18 protein-coding genes and 2 pseudogenes are annotated in these 15,605 nt (G+C 66.1%); 13 read left to right on the top strand and 7 right to left on the bottom strand.

Annotated features, from left to right (window positions below):
• Positions 1-204 precede the first annotated feature (204 nt).
• The 7 genes and pseudogenes from ACLQ3C_RS05110 to ACLQ3C_RS05080 form a co-directional block, all read left to right on the top strand.
• A complete protein-coding gene (locus ACLQ3C_RS05110) occupies positions 205-429 on the top strand; it encodes a hypothetical protein (RefSeq protein WP_425703938.1) in 225 nt (74 codons plus the stop codon).
• The gene (locus ACLQ3C_RS05105; RefSeq protein WP_425703987.1) at positions 426-839 is read left to right on the top strand and encodes a PIN domain nuclease; all 414 of its coding nucleotides are present in this window, start codon (positions 426-428) and stop codon (positions 837-839) included. Before ACLQ3C_RS05110 ends, ACLQ3C_RS05105 begins: the two co-directional genes overlap by 4 nt.
• 803 nt (positions 840-1,642) lie before the next feature.
• Positions 1,643-1,876 carry a FitA-like ribbon-helix-helix domain-containing protein gene (locus tag ACLQ3C_RS05100; RefSeq protein WP_425703937.1) on the top strand — a complete coding sequence of 78 codons (234 nt, stop codon included), beginning with the start codon at positions 1,643-1,645 and terminating at the stop codon, positions 1,874-1,876.
• Positions 1,873-2,310: a type II toxin-antitoxin system VapC family toxin gene (locus tag ACLQ3C_RS05095; RefSeq protein WP_425703936.1), complete on the top strand. Its 438-nt coding sequence runs from the start codon at positions 1,873-1,875 to the stop codon at positions 2,308-2,310. Before ACLQ3C_RS05100 ends, ACLQ3C_RS05095 begins: the two co-directional genes overlap by 4 nt.
• Positions 2,311-2,645: 335 nt before the next feature.
• Entirely contained in the window at positions 2,646-2,828 is a 183-nt protein-coding gene (locus ACLQ3C_RS05090) for a type II toxin-antitoxin system RelE family toxin (RefSeq protein ID WP_425703935.1), read from the top strand.
• Between the two features lie 164 nt (positions 2,829-2,992).
• Positions 2,993-3,109: pseudogene (locus ACLQ3C_RS05085) on the top strand (type II toxin-antitoxin system VapB family antitoxin); the annotation flags it as partial.
• A pseudogene (locus ACLQ3C_RS05080) lies at positions 3,072-3,238 on the top strand (hypothetical protein); the annotation flags it as partial. The pseudogenes ACLQ3C_RS05085 and ACLQ3C_RS05080, both read left to right, overlap by 38 nt.
• 149 nt (positions 3,239-3,387) lie before the next feature.
• On the opposite strand, the gene ACLQ3C_RS05075 reads toward ACLQ3C_RS05080, so the two are convergent.
• Both ACLQ3C_RS05075 and ACLQ3C_RS05070 read right to left on the bottom strand, forming a co-directional pair.
• Entirely contained in the window at positions 3,388-3,744 is a 357-nt protein-coding gene (locus ACLQ3C_RS05075; protein WP_425703934.1) for a VOC family protein, read from the bottom strand.
• Positions 3,745-3,770: 26 nt separating this feature from the next.
• A complete protein-coding gene (locus ACLQ3C_RS05070; RefSeq protein WP_425703933.1) occupies positions 3,771-4,826 on the bottom strand; it encodes an aldo/keto reductase in 1,056 nt (351 codons plus the stop codon).
• 73 nt (positions 4,827-4,899) lie between these two features.
• On the opposite strand from ACLQ3C_RS05070, the gene ACLQ3C_RS05065 reads away from it, so the two are divergent.
• The 3 genes from ACLQ3C_RS05065 to ACLQ3C_RS05055 all read left to right on the top strand — a co-directional run bounded on the left by ACLQ3C_RS05065 (position 4,900) and on the right by ACLQ3C_RS05055 (position 6,176).
• Complete coding sequence (locus ACLQ3C_RS05065) at positions 4,900-5,436, top strand: TetR/AcrR family transcriptional regulator (protein WP_425703932.1); 537 nt, start codon at positions 4,900-4,902, stop codon at positions 5,434-5,436.
• Positions 5,437-5,631: 195 nt separating this feature from the next.
• Complete coding sequence (locus ACLQ3C_RS05060; protein ID WP_425703931.1) at positions 5,632-5,916, top strand: type II toxin-antitoxin system Phd/YefM family antitoxin; 285 nt, start codon at positions 5,632-5,634, stop codon at positions 5,914-5,916.
• Positions 5,913-6,176, top strand: coding sequence for a type II toxin-antitoxin system RelE family toxin (locus ACLQ3C_RS05055; RefSeq protein ID WP_425703930.1), 264 nt, complete (start codon positions 5,913-5,915; stop codon positions 6,174-6,176). The genes ACLQ3C_RS05060 and ACLQ3C_RS05055 overlap by 4 nt, the downstream gene beginning before the upstream one ends.
• 53 nt (positions 6,177-6,229) lie before the next feature.
• Here the strand turns inward: ACLQ3C_RS05055 and ACLQ3C_RS05050 are convergent, their stop codons facing one another.
• A complete protein-coding gene (locus tag ACLQ3C_RS05050; RefSeq protein WP_425703929.1) occupies positions 6,230-7,087 on the bottom strand; it encodes a helix-turn-helix transcriptional regulator in 858 nt (285 codons plus the stop codon).
• 86 nt (positions 7,088-7,173) lie between these two features.
• Between ACLQ3C_RS05050 and ACLQ3C_RS05045 the strand changes: the two genes are divergently transcribed.
• Complete coding sequence (locus ACLQ3C_RS05045) at positions 7,174-7,962, top strand: SDR family NAD(P)-dependent oxidoreductase (protein WP_425703928.1); 789 nt, start codon at positions 7,174-7,176, stop codon at positions 7,960-7,962.
• A 225-nt stretch (positions 7,963-8,187) separates the two neighbouring features.
• Positions 8,188-9,045, top strand: a complete 858-nt coding sequence (locus tag ACLQ3C_RS05040) for an aldo/keto reductase (RefSeq protein ID WP_425703927.1) — start codon at positions 8,188-8,190, stop codon at positions 9,043-9,045.
• 127 nt (positions 9,046-9,172) lie between these two features.
• Here the strand turns inward: ACLQ3C_RS05040 and ACLQ3C_RS05035 are convergent, their stop codons facing one another.
• The 4 genes from ACLQ3C_RS05035 to ACLQ3C_RS05020 all read right to left on the bottom strand — a co-directional run bounded on the left by ACLQ3C_RS05035 (position 9,173) and on the right by ACLQ3C_RS05020 (position 14,269).
• A complete protein-coding gene (locus ACLQ3C_RS05035) occupies positions 9,173-10,270 on the bottom strand; it encodes a hypothetical protein (protein ID WP_425703926.1) in 1,098 nt (365 codons plus the stop codon).
• Positions 10,271-10,919: 649 nt separating this feature from the next.
• A complete protein-coding gene (locus tag ACLQ3C_RS05030; RefSeq protein ID WP_425703925.1) occupies positions 10,920-12,437 on the bottom strand; it encodes a trypsin-like peptidase domain-containing protein in 1,518 nt (505 codons plus the stop codon).
• Positions 12,438-12,542: 105 nt separating this feature from the next.
• On the bottom strand, positions 12,543-13,349 hold the full coding sequence (locus ACLQ3C_RS05025; protein WP_425703924.1) for an ABC transporter permease: 807 nt from the start codon (positions 13,347-13,349) through the stop codon (positions 12,543-12,545).
• On the bottom strand, positions 13,349-14,269 hold the full coding sequence (locus ACLQ3C_RS05020; RefSeq protein WP_425703923.1) for an ABC transporter ATP-binding protein: 921 nt from the start codon (positions 14,267-14,269) through the stop codon (positions 13,349-13,351). Before ACLQ3C_RS05020 ends, ACLQ3C_RS05025 begins: the two co-directional genes overlap by 1 nt.
• 125 nt (positions 14,270-14,394) lie before the next feature.
• On the opposite strand from ACLQ3C_RS05020, the gene ACLQ3C_RS05015 reads away from it, so the two are divergent.
• Positions 14,395-15,555 carry a sensor histidine kinase gene (locus tag ACLQ3C_RS05015; RefSeq protein ID WP_425703922.1) on the top strand — a complete coding sequence of 387 codons (1,161 nt, stop codon included), beginning with the start codon at positions 14,395-14,397 and terminating at the stop codon, positions 15,553-15,555.
• Positions 15,556-15,605: the final 50 nt, after the last annotated feature.

Below are 15,605 nucleotides of genomic sequence, written 5' to 3'. Positions count from 1 at the left end.
CCACGTCGTCGCTGATGGTTCTCCGTGCCGGAACTCGGTCGAGTTTGCAGGCATGTGCCGCGCAGTGCTCGACTCTGTGGGGGGATACCTGCAGGACCGCTTCATTGGAGGCGAGAAGTCAAGCAGCCTGTAGTGCTGTACGCGGGCAGCGATGCTGCAGTGGGAGTGATATCGCGATATCATCAAGGGTGGGAGGTGGTTTTGATGACGAACGTACTGATCCGTGGGCTCAGTGAGGCGGCCGTGGAGCGCATCGACGCGGAGGCGTCTGCGCTGGGGCTGTCGCGCAATGAGTTCCTGCGCCGGCGATTGGAGCAGGATGCTTCGGCCCCGGCTGCCGCTACGGTCACGGTCGAGGACTGGACTCGCTCGGCGGCGGTGTTCGGCGATCTTGCCGATCCTGACGTGATGGAGGCCGCGTGGCGATGACGAGCTGGCTGGTCGACAAGTCGGCGTACGTGCGCATGCAGGCAGGGCAGGCAGCCGACCTCGCCGAGTGGAACTTGCGTATCGAACGTGGGCTGCTTCGCCTCTCGGCCGTGACTCGACTCGAGCTGGGCTTTTCGGCTCGCTCGGGTGAGGCGGGTCGCGAGGCGTTCAGGTTGCCGCCGCTCTCGTTGATGCCGATCGAGCACCTGACACCGGCCATGGAGGAACGGGCGTGGGAGGTGCAGATGCTGCTCGCGGATCGCGGCCAGCACCGCGCGCCGTCCATTCCCGACCTGCTGATCGCGGCGACTGCGGAGAAGGCAGGGCTGACGGTTCTCGCGGTTGACAAGGACTTCGATCTGATCGCCGAGGTCACTGGCCAGTCCGTGGAGACACTCGCGCTGGGCTGACCGGTTGCGGGTTTGTGCCGTCAGGTCATGAGATGGCTGTATGTGCCGGAAATCGGTGGTGTTCCGGCACGGATAGTCGTCTCGCTTGGCTGCTGCGACCCATGGCGCTTGGCCCGATCGTGAAGACCTGATCGATCGGGTGAATCATGGGTTGCAGGCTCTGAAACTCTGCTGGCCTAGGTAGGCTGGTCGGCAGCCCATTTGTCGACATGTGGCGGGAGTTTCACGAAACTGCGGTTGAGCATCCGTTGAAGAACGAGTGAGTTCACGGTGTCGGCCCATCGGCCGACAGCGCCACGAAATGCTGGCTCACCCGCGATTTGCAGCGTGTATCGGGTTCCGCCAGTGACTCGTTCGAGGGTGTCGATTGTCGTGACAAGCACGCGTCCCTCTGTCAGTCGGAACTCCATTCCGTTCGGGGGGTCTAAGCGTGTGAACGCTCCGGTCCATTCGTCGGTGATGCCGAATGAGCGACTCGCCCCGTGCCAGACGTCGCCGGGTTCGTAGGGTGGCTCCTTGCCTGCGGTTGCGGAGACGATCCCGGGAATGATCGTGGGCAGATTCTCGGGCCGACTGATGTACCCCAGACCACGGCTACCGGATGCGAGAGAACAACGGTACTCGTCACGTCGGGCATGGGTCGATGGTATGACAATCCGTCCCGCCGGGCGGGCTTCTGGCTCGTGTGGCTCCAACCGGTGCGGGTCGTTGCGCCCGCCTGTACAGCGGGGCTTGGTCGTGCCCGGGCTCGATGCATCAGGTCCTAGCATCAGTGCAATCATCCTGATGAGGAGGTGATTGGCATGTCGTCGATCGTCGTTCGCGGACTCGACGAGTCCGTCAAGGCCCGGCTTGTCGCTCAGGCCAAACAGCACGGCCGCTCCATGGAGGCCGAGGTCCGTGAGATCCTGACCAAGGCCGCGACCCGTCCGAATATCGGGCTGGCGCTCCTGCAGGCTGGGCAGTCGGTCGGCGGCGTCGACGAGCTGCCGATTCCGGCACGTGATGACATCGCTCGGGCAGCCAGCTTATCGTGATCGTCCTCGACACCAACGTCGTCTCCGAGGTGCTCAAGCCTCAGCCCGATGCGTGTGTCGTCGCCTGGCTGGAGTCGCTGACCGATGACGTGGTCATCACTGCGGTCGCCCTCGCCGAACTCCTAGCGGGCCTCGGTCGGCTGCCTGATGGCAAGCGGAAGGATGACCTCGCCTCCCGGGTCGAGGCCGCGATCCGGTCCTATCGCGACACTGGATCGGTCATCGCTTTCGATGCCGGAGCGGCTTCCCGCTACGCCGACACCCTTATCGCGCGAGGAGCTGCCGGCCTAACGATTGCGACCGGCGATGCGCAGATCGCGGCTATCTGCCGGACCGAGGACGCGGTCTGCGCGACGCGCAACACGAAGGACTTCATCCATGCCGGAGTCGCGCTGATCAACCCATGGACGGGTGAGGAACAGCCGGCGTCGTGATGGCCTTATCCATCGAAACGCGGTGGAGTGGGCTTCTTGTTTTCCGGAGTGCCGCATGAAGTCGTCGCTGTCCTGGGACGAGTAGGTCGCCCTCATGGTCAGCCGAGGTCTCGCTCCTCCCCGACGAGGCCGCCTGCGCCCGTTTTGTCGCAGCGACACTGCTACCGGTTCTCCGGCTACGCCCGGCACTTCCAGCCGGGCTCCCACACCTCGGCGACGACGACTTCCGGCAGAGACACCACGTTCGACGAATTCCGCGCGGTCTACGATGCCGACGAAGTGTCCCGTCAACTGCGAAGGCGATCCGGAAGCTCGACAAGTCGACCGCGCGCCGCTTGCTCGATGCGATCGACTCACTCGCAAGCGACCCACGCCCGTCCGGGTGCATCCAGCTGAAGGGTGGGGGCGGTGAGTTCCGAATCCGCGTCGGCGATTACCGAATTATCTATGACATTCAGGACGATGAACTGGTGGTCCTCGTGCTCAGGCTTGGACACCGTCGAGAGGTATACCGATGAAAGAGTCTCGAACTTGCCGTCGGTCGACGGAGAGAATTGTCTATCGTGAATTTTCCGCGGCCTAACCTGGCGATTCCGTCGACGAGGAGCTGCAAGTTCGGTGCGCCAGGCCAGTCGGCGGGCCGCGCTGCGAGCGATGTTGACCTCGACCGCGAAGGACGGAAAGCCGCGATGGGCTGCGGGCGTTGATTCGCATGGAAAGTGCGCGCCGCCTTGCAGCGCTCGGCGGCACCGATTCGACAGGTGCGGCGACTCCGCGTCGTCGGTCGTCGGTCGGATGATCTCGTCGATACGTCGGTCTGGATCGACCATCTGCACACCGGGAACGAGCAGCTGACGGCACGATGGCACTCCTTGCCGACGGCGAGATCGGCTGTCACCCACTGGTTGTGGAAGAACTCGCACTGGGACGCTCTAGACACGCGACAAACGTTTGAGAGCCGCGTGCGTCGAGGCCGGGTCTTTCGCGCCGTCGAGTGACGCTCGTCGGCGACGTTGTCTAGCGGAGACTTGAATTGTGGTGGTGCGCTTCGCTGGTCCGGCGATGATTCACCAGATATCAGCCGCGGAGGCAGAAGGGGTGTCCGGCGGGATCGTGCAGTACGCGTGAGTGGTCCGGGCCGGCCTGGTACTCACTCTTGGTCGCACCGAGCCGGAGTGCGGTTGCTTCGGCGGAGTCGAGGTCGTCGACCGCAAGGTCGAGGTGAATCTGCTGGGGCTGGTCCGTTGACGGCCAGGTCGGCGGCCGGTAATCGTCCACGCGGACTGCACCGATGAACAGGTCAGCGGTTTTGACCGCGCAGAAAGCGGGCGTTTCGACGGCGACCTCGCCGTCGAGGATCTGTGCCCAGAAGTGCGCGAGCGCACTCGGGTCGGTGCACTCGAAGTTGATGGAGGCTATACGGAAGTCAGGCATGGGTTTCCTCGGTGATAGGGGGACATTCAGGTCACGGGGAGTGCGGGATCGTCGATGAGTTGGCGGTTGCCGTCGATTCCGTGGGTGAGGGCGGCGGCGACATCGTCGTGCGGTGTTCCGAGCGGAACTGCACTGACGTCGTCGAGCAGCGCGTACTGCGCATCGTCGAGATCGACGTCCAGTGCGTCGAGATAACCTTGGAGGTGAGTTGATGTGCGGGGTCCGACGATCGGGATCATCGAGGTGCCGGAGCGGGCGGCCCGCTCGTGCAGCCAGGACAGCGCGACCTGTACCGGGCCCGTTTCGATCTGGTCGGCCACGCTGATCACCGCATCGAGGACGGTGGTCCGCTGCTCGGTGTCCTCCCCGGGCGTGGTCGACTCGGCTGCCGTGCTGAGACGCCCCTGTTCGCCGTTGCGATATTTGCCGGTGAGCAGTCCACCGGCGAGCGGCGAATAGAGCACGACGCCCAGCCCGTGCGCCTGTGCCATCGGCAGGAGCTCTCGCTCGGCAGACCGCTCGGCCAGGTTGTACTCGGTCTGGATGCCCAGCAGGTGACCGCCTCCGGTCAGCTCGGACCTCACGGCGGCGCCGGCGACCCGCCACGCCGGAAAGTTCGACAAGCCGTAATACCGGATCTTCCCGGCCCGGACGAGATCTTCGAGCGCTTGCTGAATCTCCGACATCGGGGTGAGGCCATCGGGGAAGTGCGGCATGAACACGTCGACGTAATCGGTCTGCAGGCGACGCAGGCTTTCGTCCAACGACCGGAACATGACCTTCCTGCTGTTGCCGGTGGTGCCCGGTCGGGCATCGGCCCGACGGGTGCCGCTGTACTTGGTGATCACGACCATGTCGTCGCGATCACTTCCGAGAAGATCCCCGAGGACCGCCTCGGCCTCCCCGACCTGGTAGATATTCGAGGAGTCGAAGGTGGTTCCGCCGGCATCCAGGAACGCGCGGTAGATGTCCTTGGCCCCGTCGAGTCCGGTCGATGTCTCGCTCGATCCGAAGTTGGCGGTGCCCAAGACGTACTGCGAGACGCGCAGTCCGCTGAGTCTTCCGAAGGGCTGGTACCGCACGCGAGGTCTCCAAACTGGTGTGGCGAACTATGTATGGTGAGAAGGTAACACAAAAAACGAACGGTCACTCTTTATGCCCAAGGTCACGCAGGACCACCTCGACGCACGCAGACAACAGATCATCGATGCCGCACGTCGATTGTTCGCCACTCAGGGGTTCGCTCGAACGTCGATGAGCGACCTCGTCAACGCATCGGGCTTGTCCAACGGTGCGATCTACCGCTACTTCGCCAGTAAGGACGAAATCATCACGGCGATCTGCGACCAGGCCACCCATGCGTTCCCGGCTGATCTGACCCCCGACGTGATCCACCGGTTTCTACAGCACATCCGCGCCCTGGCCCGCGAAGAGAACCACGCCCGGCTCGTCGCACAGATCTATGCCGAGGCGGCGGTGTCGCCTGCCCTCGGCGACGTGGTGAAGGCTCAGCTCGACCAGCTACGTTCCTCGATCGTCGGACTCCTGCCGGACCGCGAGCCGGTCGATGCGCAGCAGATCGCCGAGGCTTTCGTCGCGCTCTGCCATGGCTACACCCAGCAGCTCGCCGTGCGAGGTGACGTCGATCCGAGCCCTTACGCAGCAGCCCTCGTCAGGATTGCGAAGCTGTGACGTCCCAACGGCATTCGGACGCGGCCGTATTGGCATACGAGTTCGAATCCCTGGTGGCGCTTGGGGTTCGGGTGATGGCTCAGGCTGCTGACGCTCGAGTGGGTCATCTACGCCTGGCCAGGTGATCGAAGTGCTGGGCAGCCTCGCGGCATAAGCCGAGGTCAGGGACGGGTACAGCACGCTAGAATTCTGTACATGACGACATTGCCGATCGCAGACGTGCGCGCCAACCTCTCCAAGTTGGTGGACGAGGCGGTGCGTACCCATCAGCGGGTGGAGCTCACCAGGAATGGGCGGCGTGCCGCCGTGCTGATGAGCGCCGACGACTACGACTCTCTCATGGAGACGCTAGACATTCTGGGCGACCGGGAAGCAATGGAGGCCATCGGCGAGGCGGACGCCGATATCGCTGCCGGCCGGGTCTACCCGCTTGATGAGGTGGAGGCCGAACTCCGCGCGAAGGGCACCATCGGTTCATGACCTACCGGGTCGAACTGACTCGACGCGCACGTCGAAGTCTGTCCGAGGACCTTCCCGAGATTGTTGCGGCGGCGTGCTGGGAGTTCATTCGCGGGCCGCTCGCCGAGAATCCGCATCGGGTCGGTAAACGCCTGCGCGGCGAGTTGGCCGGCCGCTGGTCGGCGCGGCGCGGCGAGTTCCGGGTTGTCTACGAGATCCACGAGGATGTTGTCGTTGTCCGCGTGATCGACGTACGGCATCGTCGTGATGTGTACCGGTGACCGAACGTGCCATCGATCAATGTTCGGACGCGAGAACCCGTGATGGATCGTCGCTATCGGGTGCGCTCTTTCGATAGGCCCTCCGCACCGATGGCAGCGAGGAAACGCAGCGACTCGGCGGCGGGAGAACCGGCGGCCGCGCTGTAGAGCACGAGATGCTGATCGCGGTCGGTCAAGGCGAGGGCGTCGCAGTCCACCGTGATCGCCCCGACGGTCGCGTGGTGGAACGTCTTGGTCAGCATCGGTGCGGGCTGGACGTCGTTGCGCTCCCAGAGGCGGGCGAACTCGCGGCTTTCCTCGCGGAGTTCCTCGATGAGCCCGGCGATGGCGGGATCGGTCGGATACCGGGCGGCAGCGGAGCGCAGTTCCATGACCGCCTGCTGACGGAACTCGGCGGCATTCGAGATCCCGTAGGGCGCTTGGTCTTCCGACGGATCGGGCAAGAAGGCGCGGCGGGCGAGGTTGCGGTCATCAGGTGCCCGTCGGGAAAAGTCCTCCATGAGTGCCGCGGTCAGGTCGTTCCAGGCGAGGACGTCGAAGGCTGCCGACATCACGAACGCGGCTGTCTGTGGAAGTCGTGCCAGCAGTGCCAGGATGCTCGGCCGTACGTCGCGGCGATGCCATCCGGTCCTGTTCGGTGCGGTCCCGGCGAGGAGGTGAAGGTGGTCGCCTTCGACGTCCGTCAGCCGTAGCGCGCCGGCGATTCCGGCCAAGACGTCGGCCGACGGTCGCGGAGCGCGGCCCTGTTCGAGGCGGATGTAGTACTCGGTCGAGATGTGGGCGAGGACGGCGACTTCCTCGCGTCGCAGCCCAGGGGTGCGGCGGCGGGGCCCGGAGGGCAGACCGACGTCCTCGGGGCGCAGCCGCTCGCGTCGGCTTCGGAGAAAGGCCCCCAACTCCCGCTTGTCCATTGCTCCAGTGTGCGCTCGCGGCGAGCGGGGAAGGTGGTACAGCTTGTGCCTGCATCCGCGGCGACGGCCGGGGCAGGTTGGTCGACATGACACACAACGACACCGCCACCACATCGATCGGGCTGCTTGCGGGAAAGATCATCTTCATCACGGGAGCGAGCCGCGGTATCGGTGCCGCGGCCGCGCACCTCTTCGCCCAGGAGGGCGCGTCGGTCGTCCTCGCGGCGCGCAGCCGAGATGCGTTGGACCGCATCGTCACCGAGATCCGTGACGGCGGGGGAACCGCCGACGCCGTCACCGTCGACCTCGCCGTCCCCGATAGCATCCGGGCAGGGGTGACCCGTGTTCGTGAGCTGCACGGCCGGCTGGACGGCGCGTTCAACAACGGCGGAATCATGCAACAGCAAGCCGGTCCGGTGGATGGCGCGACCGACGCCGACGTGGACGAGCAGTATGCGGTCAACTTCCGGTCGCACCTGATCGCCATGAACGCCGAATTCGCACTCATGCGTGAAAGCGGCGGCGGGGCGATCGTGAACACCTCCAGCATCGGTGCCCGCCGCGCGAACCCGCTGCTTCCCGTGTACGGGGCGATGAAGCGGGCCCTGAACAGCGTCACCGAATCCGCCGCCGTCAGCTGGGCCAAGGACGGCGTTCGCGTCAACGGCATCACTCCGGGCGGCACCGCGACGGAATTGATGCAGGAGTGGGATGAGGCCAGCCCCGGCGTGATCGAGGCAAGCGCGGCCAGTAGCCCGATGGGCCGTCTGGCCGAGCCCCGCGAGGTCGCCGAGGCCGCTGCCTGGCTGTTGAGTGACCGCGCATCCATGGTCACCGGGGCGATCGTCCCGGTCGACGGAGGGGCCGGCGCGTGACCGATCTGTGCCGCAACACGAGGACCCGCCCGCGGTGCCCGGCGCCGACCTGGATGCGGCACTGCTCCATACAGGTGTAGTAATCGGTACTGGTCGCCCTTCGCACGACCGCTGAATCTTCAGCAGCGGAAAGGACTGACGCGCGGCGAGGGCGTCGGCAACGAATGGCTCGAGTCGGTCACCGACGAGGTGTACGGCCGAATTCGGAAAGAACGGAGACAACCGATGAGCATCCTGAACGACACCTACACCCTCACGAACGGCGTCCGGATTCCCAAGCTGGGTCTGGGCACCTGGTTCATCGACGACGACAAAGCCGCGCAGGCGGTCCGTGACGCCGTGCAGATCGGCTACCGCAACATCGACACCGCGCAGGCCTACGGCAACGAGCGTGGCGTCGGCGAGGGCGTGCGTACTGCAGGCGTCCCGCGCCCGGACCTCTTCGTCTCGACGAAGCTGGCCGCCGAGATCAAGGAGTACGACGCCGCGGTCGCCGCGATCGACGGGTCCCTCGAGGCGATGGGCCTCGACTACGTCGACCTGATGCTCATCCATTCGCCGCAGCCGTGGGACGACTTCCGCGGCGGCGACTACGCCGAGGGCAACCGCGAGGCGTGGCGTGCACTCGAAGAGGCGCACAAGGCAGGCAAGATCCGCTCGATCGGTGTCTCCAACTTCCAGCAGTCCGACCTCGAGAACATCCTCGCGGGCGCGACGGTCACGCCGCACGTGAACCAGCTGCTCGTGCATGCGGGCAACACCCCGGGCGAGCTGATCGCCTTCTGCGAGAGCAAGGGCATCCTCGTCGAGTCGTACTCGCCGATCGCGCACGGCGAAATCCTGACGAACGTCGACGTGGCGGCGATGGCCGAACGGTACGGCGTGAGCGTCCCGCAGCTGTGCATCCGCTACACGCTGCAGCTCGGTACGGTGTCGCTGCCGAAGACGGCGAACCCGGAGCACATGCGCGCCAATGCCGAGGTCGACTTCGAGATCTCGGACGCGGACATGGCGGCGCTGAGAGACCTCGACGCCCGGGACTACGGCGAGAATGCCGCGTTCCCTGTCTACAGCGGCAGGTGACGTGTAGGACCATGGCGGAGAAGGCGATCCGCGCCGGTCGACTCCCGGTCCGGGCAACGCGCTCTGGTCGCCGGTGACGCCCCTGCTCGTGGACGTGTGGCGCAGCGCAGTCGACACCACGCGCGGGTCAGACCACTCGAACTGACGAGGACTGTGCGGTGGCCCCGGCGTCGTCGTGATCGGGGTGGGCGGCAAGCATCTCGCGAATGAGTGCGGTTCGCACCGTGGGTAATCCGGCGACCGATATCGCGACCACCGTCATGCAGATCCACATCAGGACACCGCTGGCGAAGAGCAGTAACTGCAATGTCCAGGTCGGCGCACTGATCTCGTCCGAGGCCAGCTGACGGGCCCATAGCCGCCAGTAGATCATGAGGTTCACCGTGATCCCGACGAGATAGGAGACGCCGAATGATGCCAGATATTGTCGCCATGTTCCGTCTTTCAGTCGCGCAGACAGCGACTCATGCCGGAGCGGTGCGAGGACCGACAGCAGGTTGCCGACGCCCAGCCAGATCAGCACCATGACGATGAATTGATCGATCATTGCGGGAGCGTAGAGATCCGTTGTGGCGCTGAGGTATACGATCACGGGAGTGGCTGCGATGGCCACGCCGACCAAGACTGCGAGGTTCTTGGCGGCCAGTATCCGCCACAGCCGCTGTCCGGCGCGCATGTCCGCCCACACCCGCTTCGCGTCGAAACACAGTGCATTGGTGCAGATGACGCTGCCGACCACCGCGCCGAAGACGTAGAGCGTTGAGGAACCGGTCTTGTCGTAACTGGCCCACCCGGTCAGGCTGTAGAACGTGACGAGCGACATGCTGACGGCCAGGGTGATCACCACTCGGATGAGAACCGCGGGTGGCCGGGATCGGACGGCGTGGACCATCTCACGCGCGCTGCGCTGTGACAACTGCCGCACGGCGATGCCGATCAGTCGCAAGGTGGCGCCATGGCCGATCGTGTCGGCCGCCGTCGTGTCGGTGAGGGCGGCGCCGGCCAGCACGATGTCGAGTCGCGCGCTGCGGACGGCATCGGCGACGAGAGGTGCACGCAGTGCGTCGTCATCGGCCATCGTCGCGACCATGCCCGCCAGCTTCTCGATCTCCTCGGCGAGGTCGTCGATCTCGGCCGAGATGGACCGTCCCGGAGCATCGCCCGAGCGGGTGGGCGTGTCGGGATGGACCTGCGCTATCGGCCCGGAGACGGCGTTGTCACTCACACCGATCAGCTAAGCATCTGGGTCGCGGTGCGTCCACGGCGTCGGGAACGCCACTGAGTGCTTCCCGCCGCGTCGCGGTCAACGTCTCCGGCCGCGTTGCGGTCACCTGAACGGACTGCCTCCGGCTGATGTGGACCGCTACACCATCAGGCCGGCCTGGTCGGTCACCGGCTTCTGGCGGTATGGCGCAGCGCAATGGACGCAGCACAGACGCCGGTGTTGTCGAGACGACGGCAGGCCCTACTCACTGCTGCGGATGAAGCGGGTGACGGCCGCACATCACACCGGTCAGGCGCACGGGGCGAATATAGGATGCGCCTATAGCGACGGTCGAGACGATAATCGTCTCGACCGTCGCCATAGCCGCACGTTATAGCTCGACGTCCAGGACACGGGCCGGTTCGCAGCCGCCGAAGCGCCCCGACCGTACGGCGGCGTCGACTTGGACTCAAAGTGATGTCATGGCCGATATCGAAGTCCTGGAGGTGTAGCGATGTCGTCCATCGTCGTCAGAGGACTCGACCCCTTCGGTGAAGAAACGCCTCGCTGAGCAAAGCATCCGGATGTGGCGCGCGTGGTGGACTTCGCACGTGTTCCTGCGCGCTGTACGGTGCGCGGGAAGCATCAGTCGGACCGGAATACCTGCGCGTCAGCGTGTTCCGCGGGTGCTGGGCACCGTCGTCTGTGCGGTGTCGACGGCACTGCCGAGTTTCACCGTGACGGTGCGTTCCTGGCCGCCGCGGGACACGGTGACCGGGACCGTTTGCCCCGGCTGATGTGTCAGGATCTGTGCCATCAGATCGGCGTAGCCGGTCACCCGCTCGTCACCGACCTTGGTGATGACGTCACCGGCGGAGATTCCGGCCGCGTCGGCCGCGCTGCCGCTCTGTACGCCGGTGACCCGAGCGCCGGCGGTGCCGCCGCCGGTGGTGGCACCGGTGTCGGTGTCCTGAAGCGAACCGGTCACGCCCAGAACGGGTTTGGTGGCGTGTCCGTCGGCGAGGAGTTCGTTGGCGACGCGGCGTGCGGTGTTGACCGGGATCGCGAAGCCCAAGCCGAACGCCTGGACACCACCCTGGGAGTCCGATCCGGTGTCGACGGCGGAGTTGACGCCGATCACCTGACCGGACAGGTTCACCAGCGGCCCACCGGAATTGCCCGGGTTGATCGCCGTGTCGGTCTGCAGTCCGTTGTAGACCGTGACCTGCGAGCCCTGCTCGTCACCGGCGGTGACGGTGCGCGAGAGGTTGCTGATGATGCCGGAGGTGACCGTGTTGGACAGGTTCTCCGGGCTGCCGACGGCGACCACCTGTTGTCCCACCTGGAGTCCGTCCGAGTTGCCGAGGGCGGCCGCAGGGAGACCGGATGCGTTGGCCAGCTTGACGACCGCGAGGTCATAGGACGGTGAGGTGCCCACCACGGAGCCCGCATAGGTCTTCTGGTCTGCGGTGGTGACGCGGATGGTCGCGCCATCGCCGACGCCGGCGACCACATGGTTGTTGGTCAGGACGTAGCCATCGGGCGACAATACGATGCCGCTGCCGATCGCGGTGCCCTGACCGGCGGACACCTCGATGTCGGCGGTGAACTTGGAGGCGGCCTGCGCGGCGTAGGTGACCGATCCGGGCTGGGCGGGTGCGGCGGTGGCCGCGGCCGGTGCGCCCAGTTGCGGGGCGGACCCGGTGGTGTGGCCGACCAGGGCGCTGCCGCCGAGAGCTACTGCGCCGCCGAGCAATCCGGCGATCAGTGCGGTCGCGATGATCGGCTTCATCGATGAACGGCGCGGACCGCCCGGCGGCGGCGCCATGGTGGTCATCGGGGAGAAGGGTGGCGGTCCGGGTGGCAGTTGACCGGTCGCCGCCGGGCCGGGATAGGGCTGTCCCAGCGGTGAGGTGGCGTAGGGGTGCGGACCGTGCGCGTCGGTCGGGGCCGGGCGGGCGTCGGGTGTCGCAGCACCGAACGGCGCGGTGTGCTGCCACTGCGCAGACGTATCGGGTGTGGCGGACGCATCGGGTGCGGTGCCGGCGGGCGGACCCGTCGGACCGGCCGGCCGGCCGGCCGGAACAGTGAAATCCGGTGGCACGGGGTCGTGCTCCGTGCCACCGGAGGGCACCGGATTGTCCGATCCGTCCGGAATGTTGTTGTCGGGATGGCGATCTGTGGTCATCAGACCACGCTGCCCACGGTGACTGAGAACTGCCCGAGAGATTTGTGGTGAATTCGCTGTCAATTCGCTGGGTTGCGCCGGAGGCTCGTCGGGACGGTGCGATCGCTACTTGATCTCCCCGCGCATGATGCGCATGATCCCGAAGGCCATCGGGATCGCGATCCACAGGACCGCGGACACGAGGAGCTTGCCCCAGTCGCCACCGGAGGCCCAGTGCTCGGACTGGAAGGGCGCGTTGGTCGTTCCGATATCGATCCACGTGCCGAGGTGACCTTTGAACCACGGCACCAGCTGGCTGACGAGAGTCAGTGCGGTCGGCAACACGAAGTAGCCGACGATGGCACCGGGTGTGTTCAGGAACAACGCGGCGAAGCCGAAGCCCAGGAGTAACCCGAATAGTTGCAGGACAAAGGAATTCACCAAGCCGGCTGCGGTGACCGACCACGCGCCCGCCGGATCGGCGAAAACCAGACCGGCGATCACGTTTCCGAGCGCCCCCAGGGCGAGGGCCACCGCGACGGCGATCCCGGACGCGATGACGGCCGTCGCCAGCTTCGCGATCACGATCCGCTCGCGGCGGGGTTCCATGGTGAAGGTCGTCAGCGCCGACCGCTGACTCCACTCACCGGTCACCAGCAGGATGGCCATCACCGGCAAGATGACCCCGAGTGGGATGTTCACCATTCCGAAGATCTGACCGAAGCTCAGCGCGGTGAGATCGTTGCGATTGGCGATCAGCATCGCCCCGATGACGACCACCGACAGCACGCCGATCGAGGCCGCGAGCCAGAATCCGGCCCGGGTGTCGACGAGTTTGCGGAGTTCGACCCGGATGAGGCGGGACATCGGGATACCCGTGGCATCGCGGGTGCCGACCGCGGTGGCGGGTTGGGTGGCGGCAAGGGTGGTCATCAGAATGCTCCTGCGGTCAGTGGTTGTTCACGTTGGGTGGATGCGGTGAGCGAGAGAAACATCTCCTCGAGTTTGGCTCCGTCGCCGGCACGCAACTCGGTCAGCGCGATGGCGTGTGCGGCGGCGACCCGACCGACCTGCTCGGGGTCGGCGTCGGTGTGCAGGCCGCCTGCGGTATCGGGATGTGCGACGATCCCGGCCGCGTCGAGTGCCGTCGCCAGAGCGGCGTCGTCGAGCGAACGGACGCTGGTGCCGGTGCCGGCGAGCAGCTCGGATTTGGTGCCCTGGGCCACGATTCGTCCGTTGCCGATCACCACGAGATCGTCGGCGACGATCTCGATCTCGTTCAGCAGGTGCGACGACAACAGCACCGTGCCGCCGCGATCGGCGTATCCGCGCAACAGACTGCGCATCCAGTGGATACCGGCCGGGTCGAGGCCGTTGGCCGGCTCGTCGAGGATCAACACCCGCGGATCTCCCATGAGCGCGTTGGCGATTCCCAGACGCTGACGCATCCCGAGCGAGTAGTTGCGGACGCGTCGCCCGGCTTCGTCGGGGGTCAGGCTGACCAGCTCGAGCATCTCGTCGACCCGGGTGCGTGGCATGCCGATGGTCATCGCGGTCAGGCGCAGGATCTCCTCGCCCGTACGGCCGGCATGCTGTGCCGACGCGTCGAGCAGTACCCCGACCTCGATGGACGGGTTGGGGATCTCCCGGTAGGGCCGGCCGTCGATGGTGACCGCTCCCGACGTCGGCGGCGTCAGACCCGTCATCACCCGCATGGTGGTGGACTTACCTGCCCCATTGGGGCCGAGGAAGCCGGTGACCTGTCCGGGCCGGCACGTGAACGACGCATCGTCGACGGCGATGTGGTCGCCATAGCGTTTGGTGAGGTTTTCGACTGTGATCATGGGATTCATGCTCGTCGGAACCGGTGGCCGAGGACATCGGGCACGAGGATGGAATCGGTCTACGACCAAAGTCGGATATCGACCCAGCCGATGGATGCACGCGCGTGCGGGTTGCCCCCCACTACGGTGAGAGGGTGCGCCCGGAGGATTATCAGCCAGCGCTGACGTGGTGGAGTCACACCTGGCGATTGCTGCTGATGCTCGCGATCTCCGTGCTGGCGTTCGCCGGTCACGGCGAAAACCATCTGCCCCATGCGATGTGGTTTATCGGCGCCGACCTCGTCGTCGGGGTGGCCTGCTATGTGGCGACGTGGTGGCGCCGTTCGCACCCGGTACTGGTGTGTACGTTCACGAATCTGGCCGCGATGATCTCGATGAGCTCCGCCGGTGCCGGTGCGCTGGCCATGGTCTCGCTGTCCACGCGCCGCCGGTGGCGCGAGATCGTCCCGCAGATCGCGTTGAGTATCGTCTGCGGCGCAGTGGGGGACGAGTTCCTCACCGGCTCGTCGAGCGATCCGCGCTTGCAGCGCTACGCATTTCTGGTGGCGATCACCGCGATACTGGTCGCGTGGGGCATGTACATCGGGTCGCGGCGCGAACTGCTGGCCACCTGGCGATCGCGGGCGATGCTCGCCGAACAGGAACAGCAGGCCAAGGTGGCCCAGGCCCGCTCGGTGGAGCGTGCGCGGATCGCGCGGGAAATGCATGATGTTCTCGCGCACCGAATTTCGACGGTCAGCATGTATGCCGGAGCGTTGGCCTACCGGAGGGATCTGACCCCGGATCAGGTACACGACTCCGCCGAGACCATCGAGGCCAACTCGCGGCTGGCGCTGACGGAATTGCGCGAGGTGCTCGGCGTGCTGCGTGAGGGACCCGGCGACGCCGACCCCGAGCAGCCCCAGGCCGGCGGCGGCGACGTCGACGACCTGGTCGCGCAGAGCACGGCTGCGGGGATGCGGGTGACCTATACCCGCACCGCAGACCTGACGACCGTGGCGGCGACCACGGTGCGAACGCTGTACCGCTGCCTGCAGGAAGGGCTGACCAATGCGCGTAAACACGCCCCGGCCTCGGCGGTGACGGTGCGCATCGAGCCGGGGCGAGCCGACGGGATCGATCTGCTGGTCGCCAACCCGCTGCCGATCGGGGACCGCTCGCCCTCGCTGCCGCCGTCCGGGCTGGGGTTGATCGGCCTCGCCGAACGAGTGGAGTTGAGTGGCGGGCGGCACTCGACCACTCGCACCGACGACGGGATGTTCATCCTGCATGTCTGGCTGCCCGCGCGGACCTGACACCGGCTTGCCGCGCGCGTGGCCGGACGTTCAGACTGCGATGCGAGGGT

Source organism: Gordonia sp. DT30 (assembly GCF_049844915.1).
Taxonomy (GTDB): domain Bacteria; phylum Actinomycetota; class Actinomycetes; order Mycobacteriales; family Mycobacteriaceae; genus Gordonia.
Note: the sequence above shows the minus strand (reverse complement) of the source record. Positions and strands in the feature narration are given on the sequence as shown.

Coding starts and splice junctions, on each gene's coding strand:
- ACLQ3C_RS05110 (WP_425703938.1), top strand. CDS start 205: ATGACGAACGTACTGATCCGTGGGCTCAGTGAGGCGGCCGTGGAGCGC.
- ACLQ3C_RS05105 (WP_425703987.1), top strand. CDS start 426: ATGACGAGCTGGCTGGTCGACAAGTCGGCGTACGTGCGCATGCAGGCA.
- ACLQ3C_RS05100 (WP_425703937.1), top strand. CDS start 1,643: ATGTCGTCGATCGTCGTTCGCGGACTCGACGAGTCCGTCAAGGCCCGG.
- ACLQ3C_RS05075 (WP_425703934.1), bottom strand. CDS start 3,744: ATGCCTGACTTCCGTATAGCCTCCATCAACTTCGAGTGCACCGACCCG.
- ACLQ3C_RS05065 (WP_425703932.1), top strand. CDS start 4,900: ATGCCCAAGGTCACGCAGGACCACCTCGACGCACGCAGACAACAGATC.
- ACLQ3C_RS05060 (WP_425703931.1), top strand. CDS start 5,632: ATGACGACATTGCCGATCGCAGACGTGCGCGCCAACCTCTCCAAGTTG.
- ACLQ3C_RS05055 (WP_425703930.1), top strand. CDS start 5,913: ATGACCTACCGGGTCGAACTGACTCGACGCGCACGTCGAAGTCTGTCC.
- ACLQ3C_RS05050 (WP_425703929.1), bottom strand. CDS start 7,087: ATGGACAAGCGGGAGTTGGGGGCCTTTCTCCGAAGCCGACGCGAGCGG.
- ACLQ3C_RS05045 (WP_425703928.1), top strand. CDS start 7,174: ATGACACACAACGACACCGCCACCACATCGATCGGGCTGCTTGCGGGA.
- ACLQ3C_RS05040 (WP_425703927.1), top strand. CDS start 8,188: ATGAGCATCCTGAACGACACCTACACCCTCACGAACGGCGTCCGGATT.
- ACLQ3C_RS05030 (WP_425703925.1), bottom strand. CDS start 12,437: ATGACCACAGATCGCCATCCCGACAACAACATTCCGGACGGATCGGAC.
- ACLQ3C_RS05025 (WP_425703924.1), bottom strand. CDS start 13,349: ATGACCACCCTTGCCGCCACCCAACCCGCCACCGCGGTCGGCACCCGC.
- ACLQ3C_RS05020 (WP_425703923.1), bottom strand. CDS start 14,269: ATGAATCCCATGATCACAGTCGAAAACCTCACCAAACGCTATGGCGAC.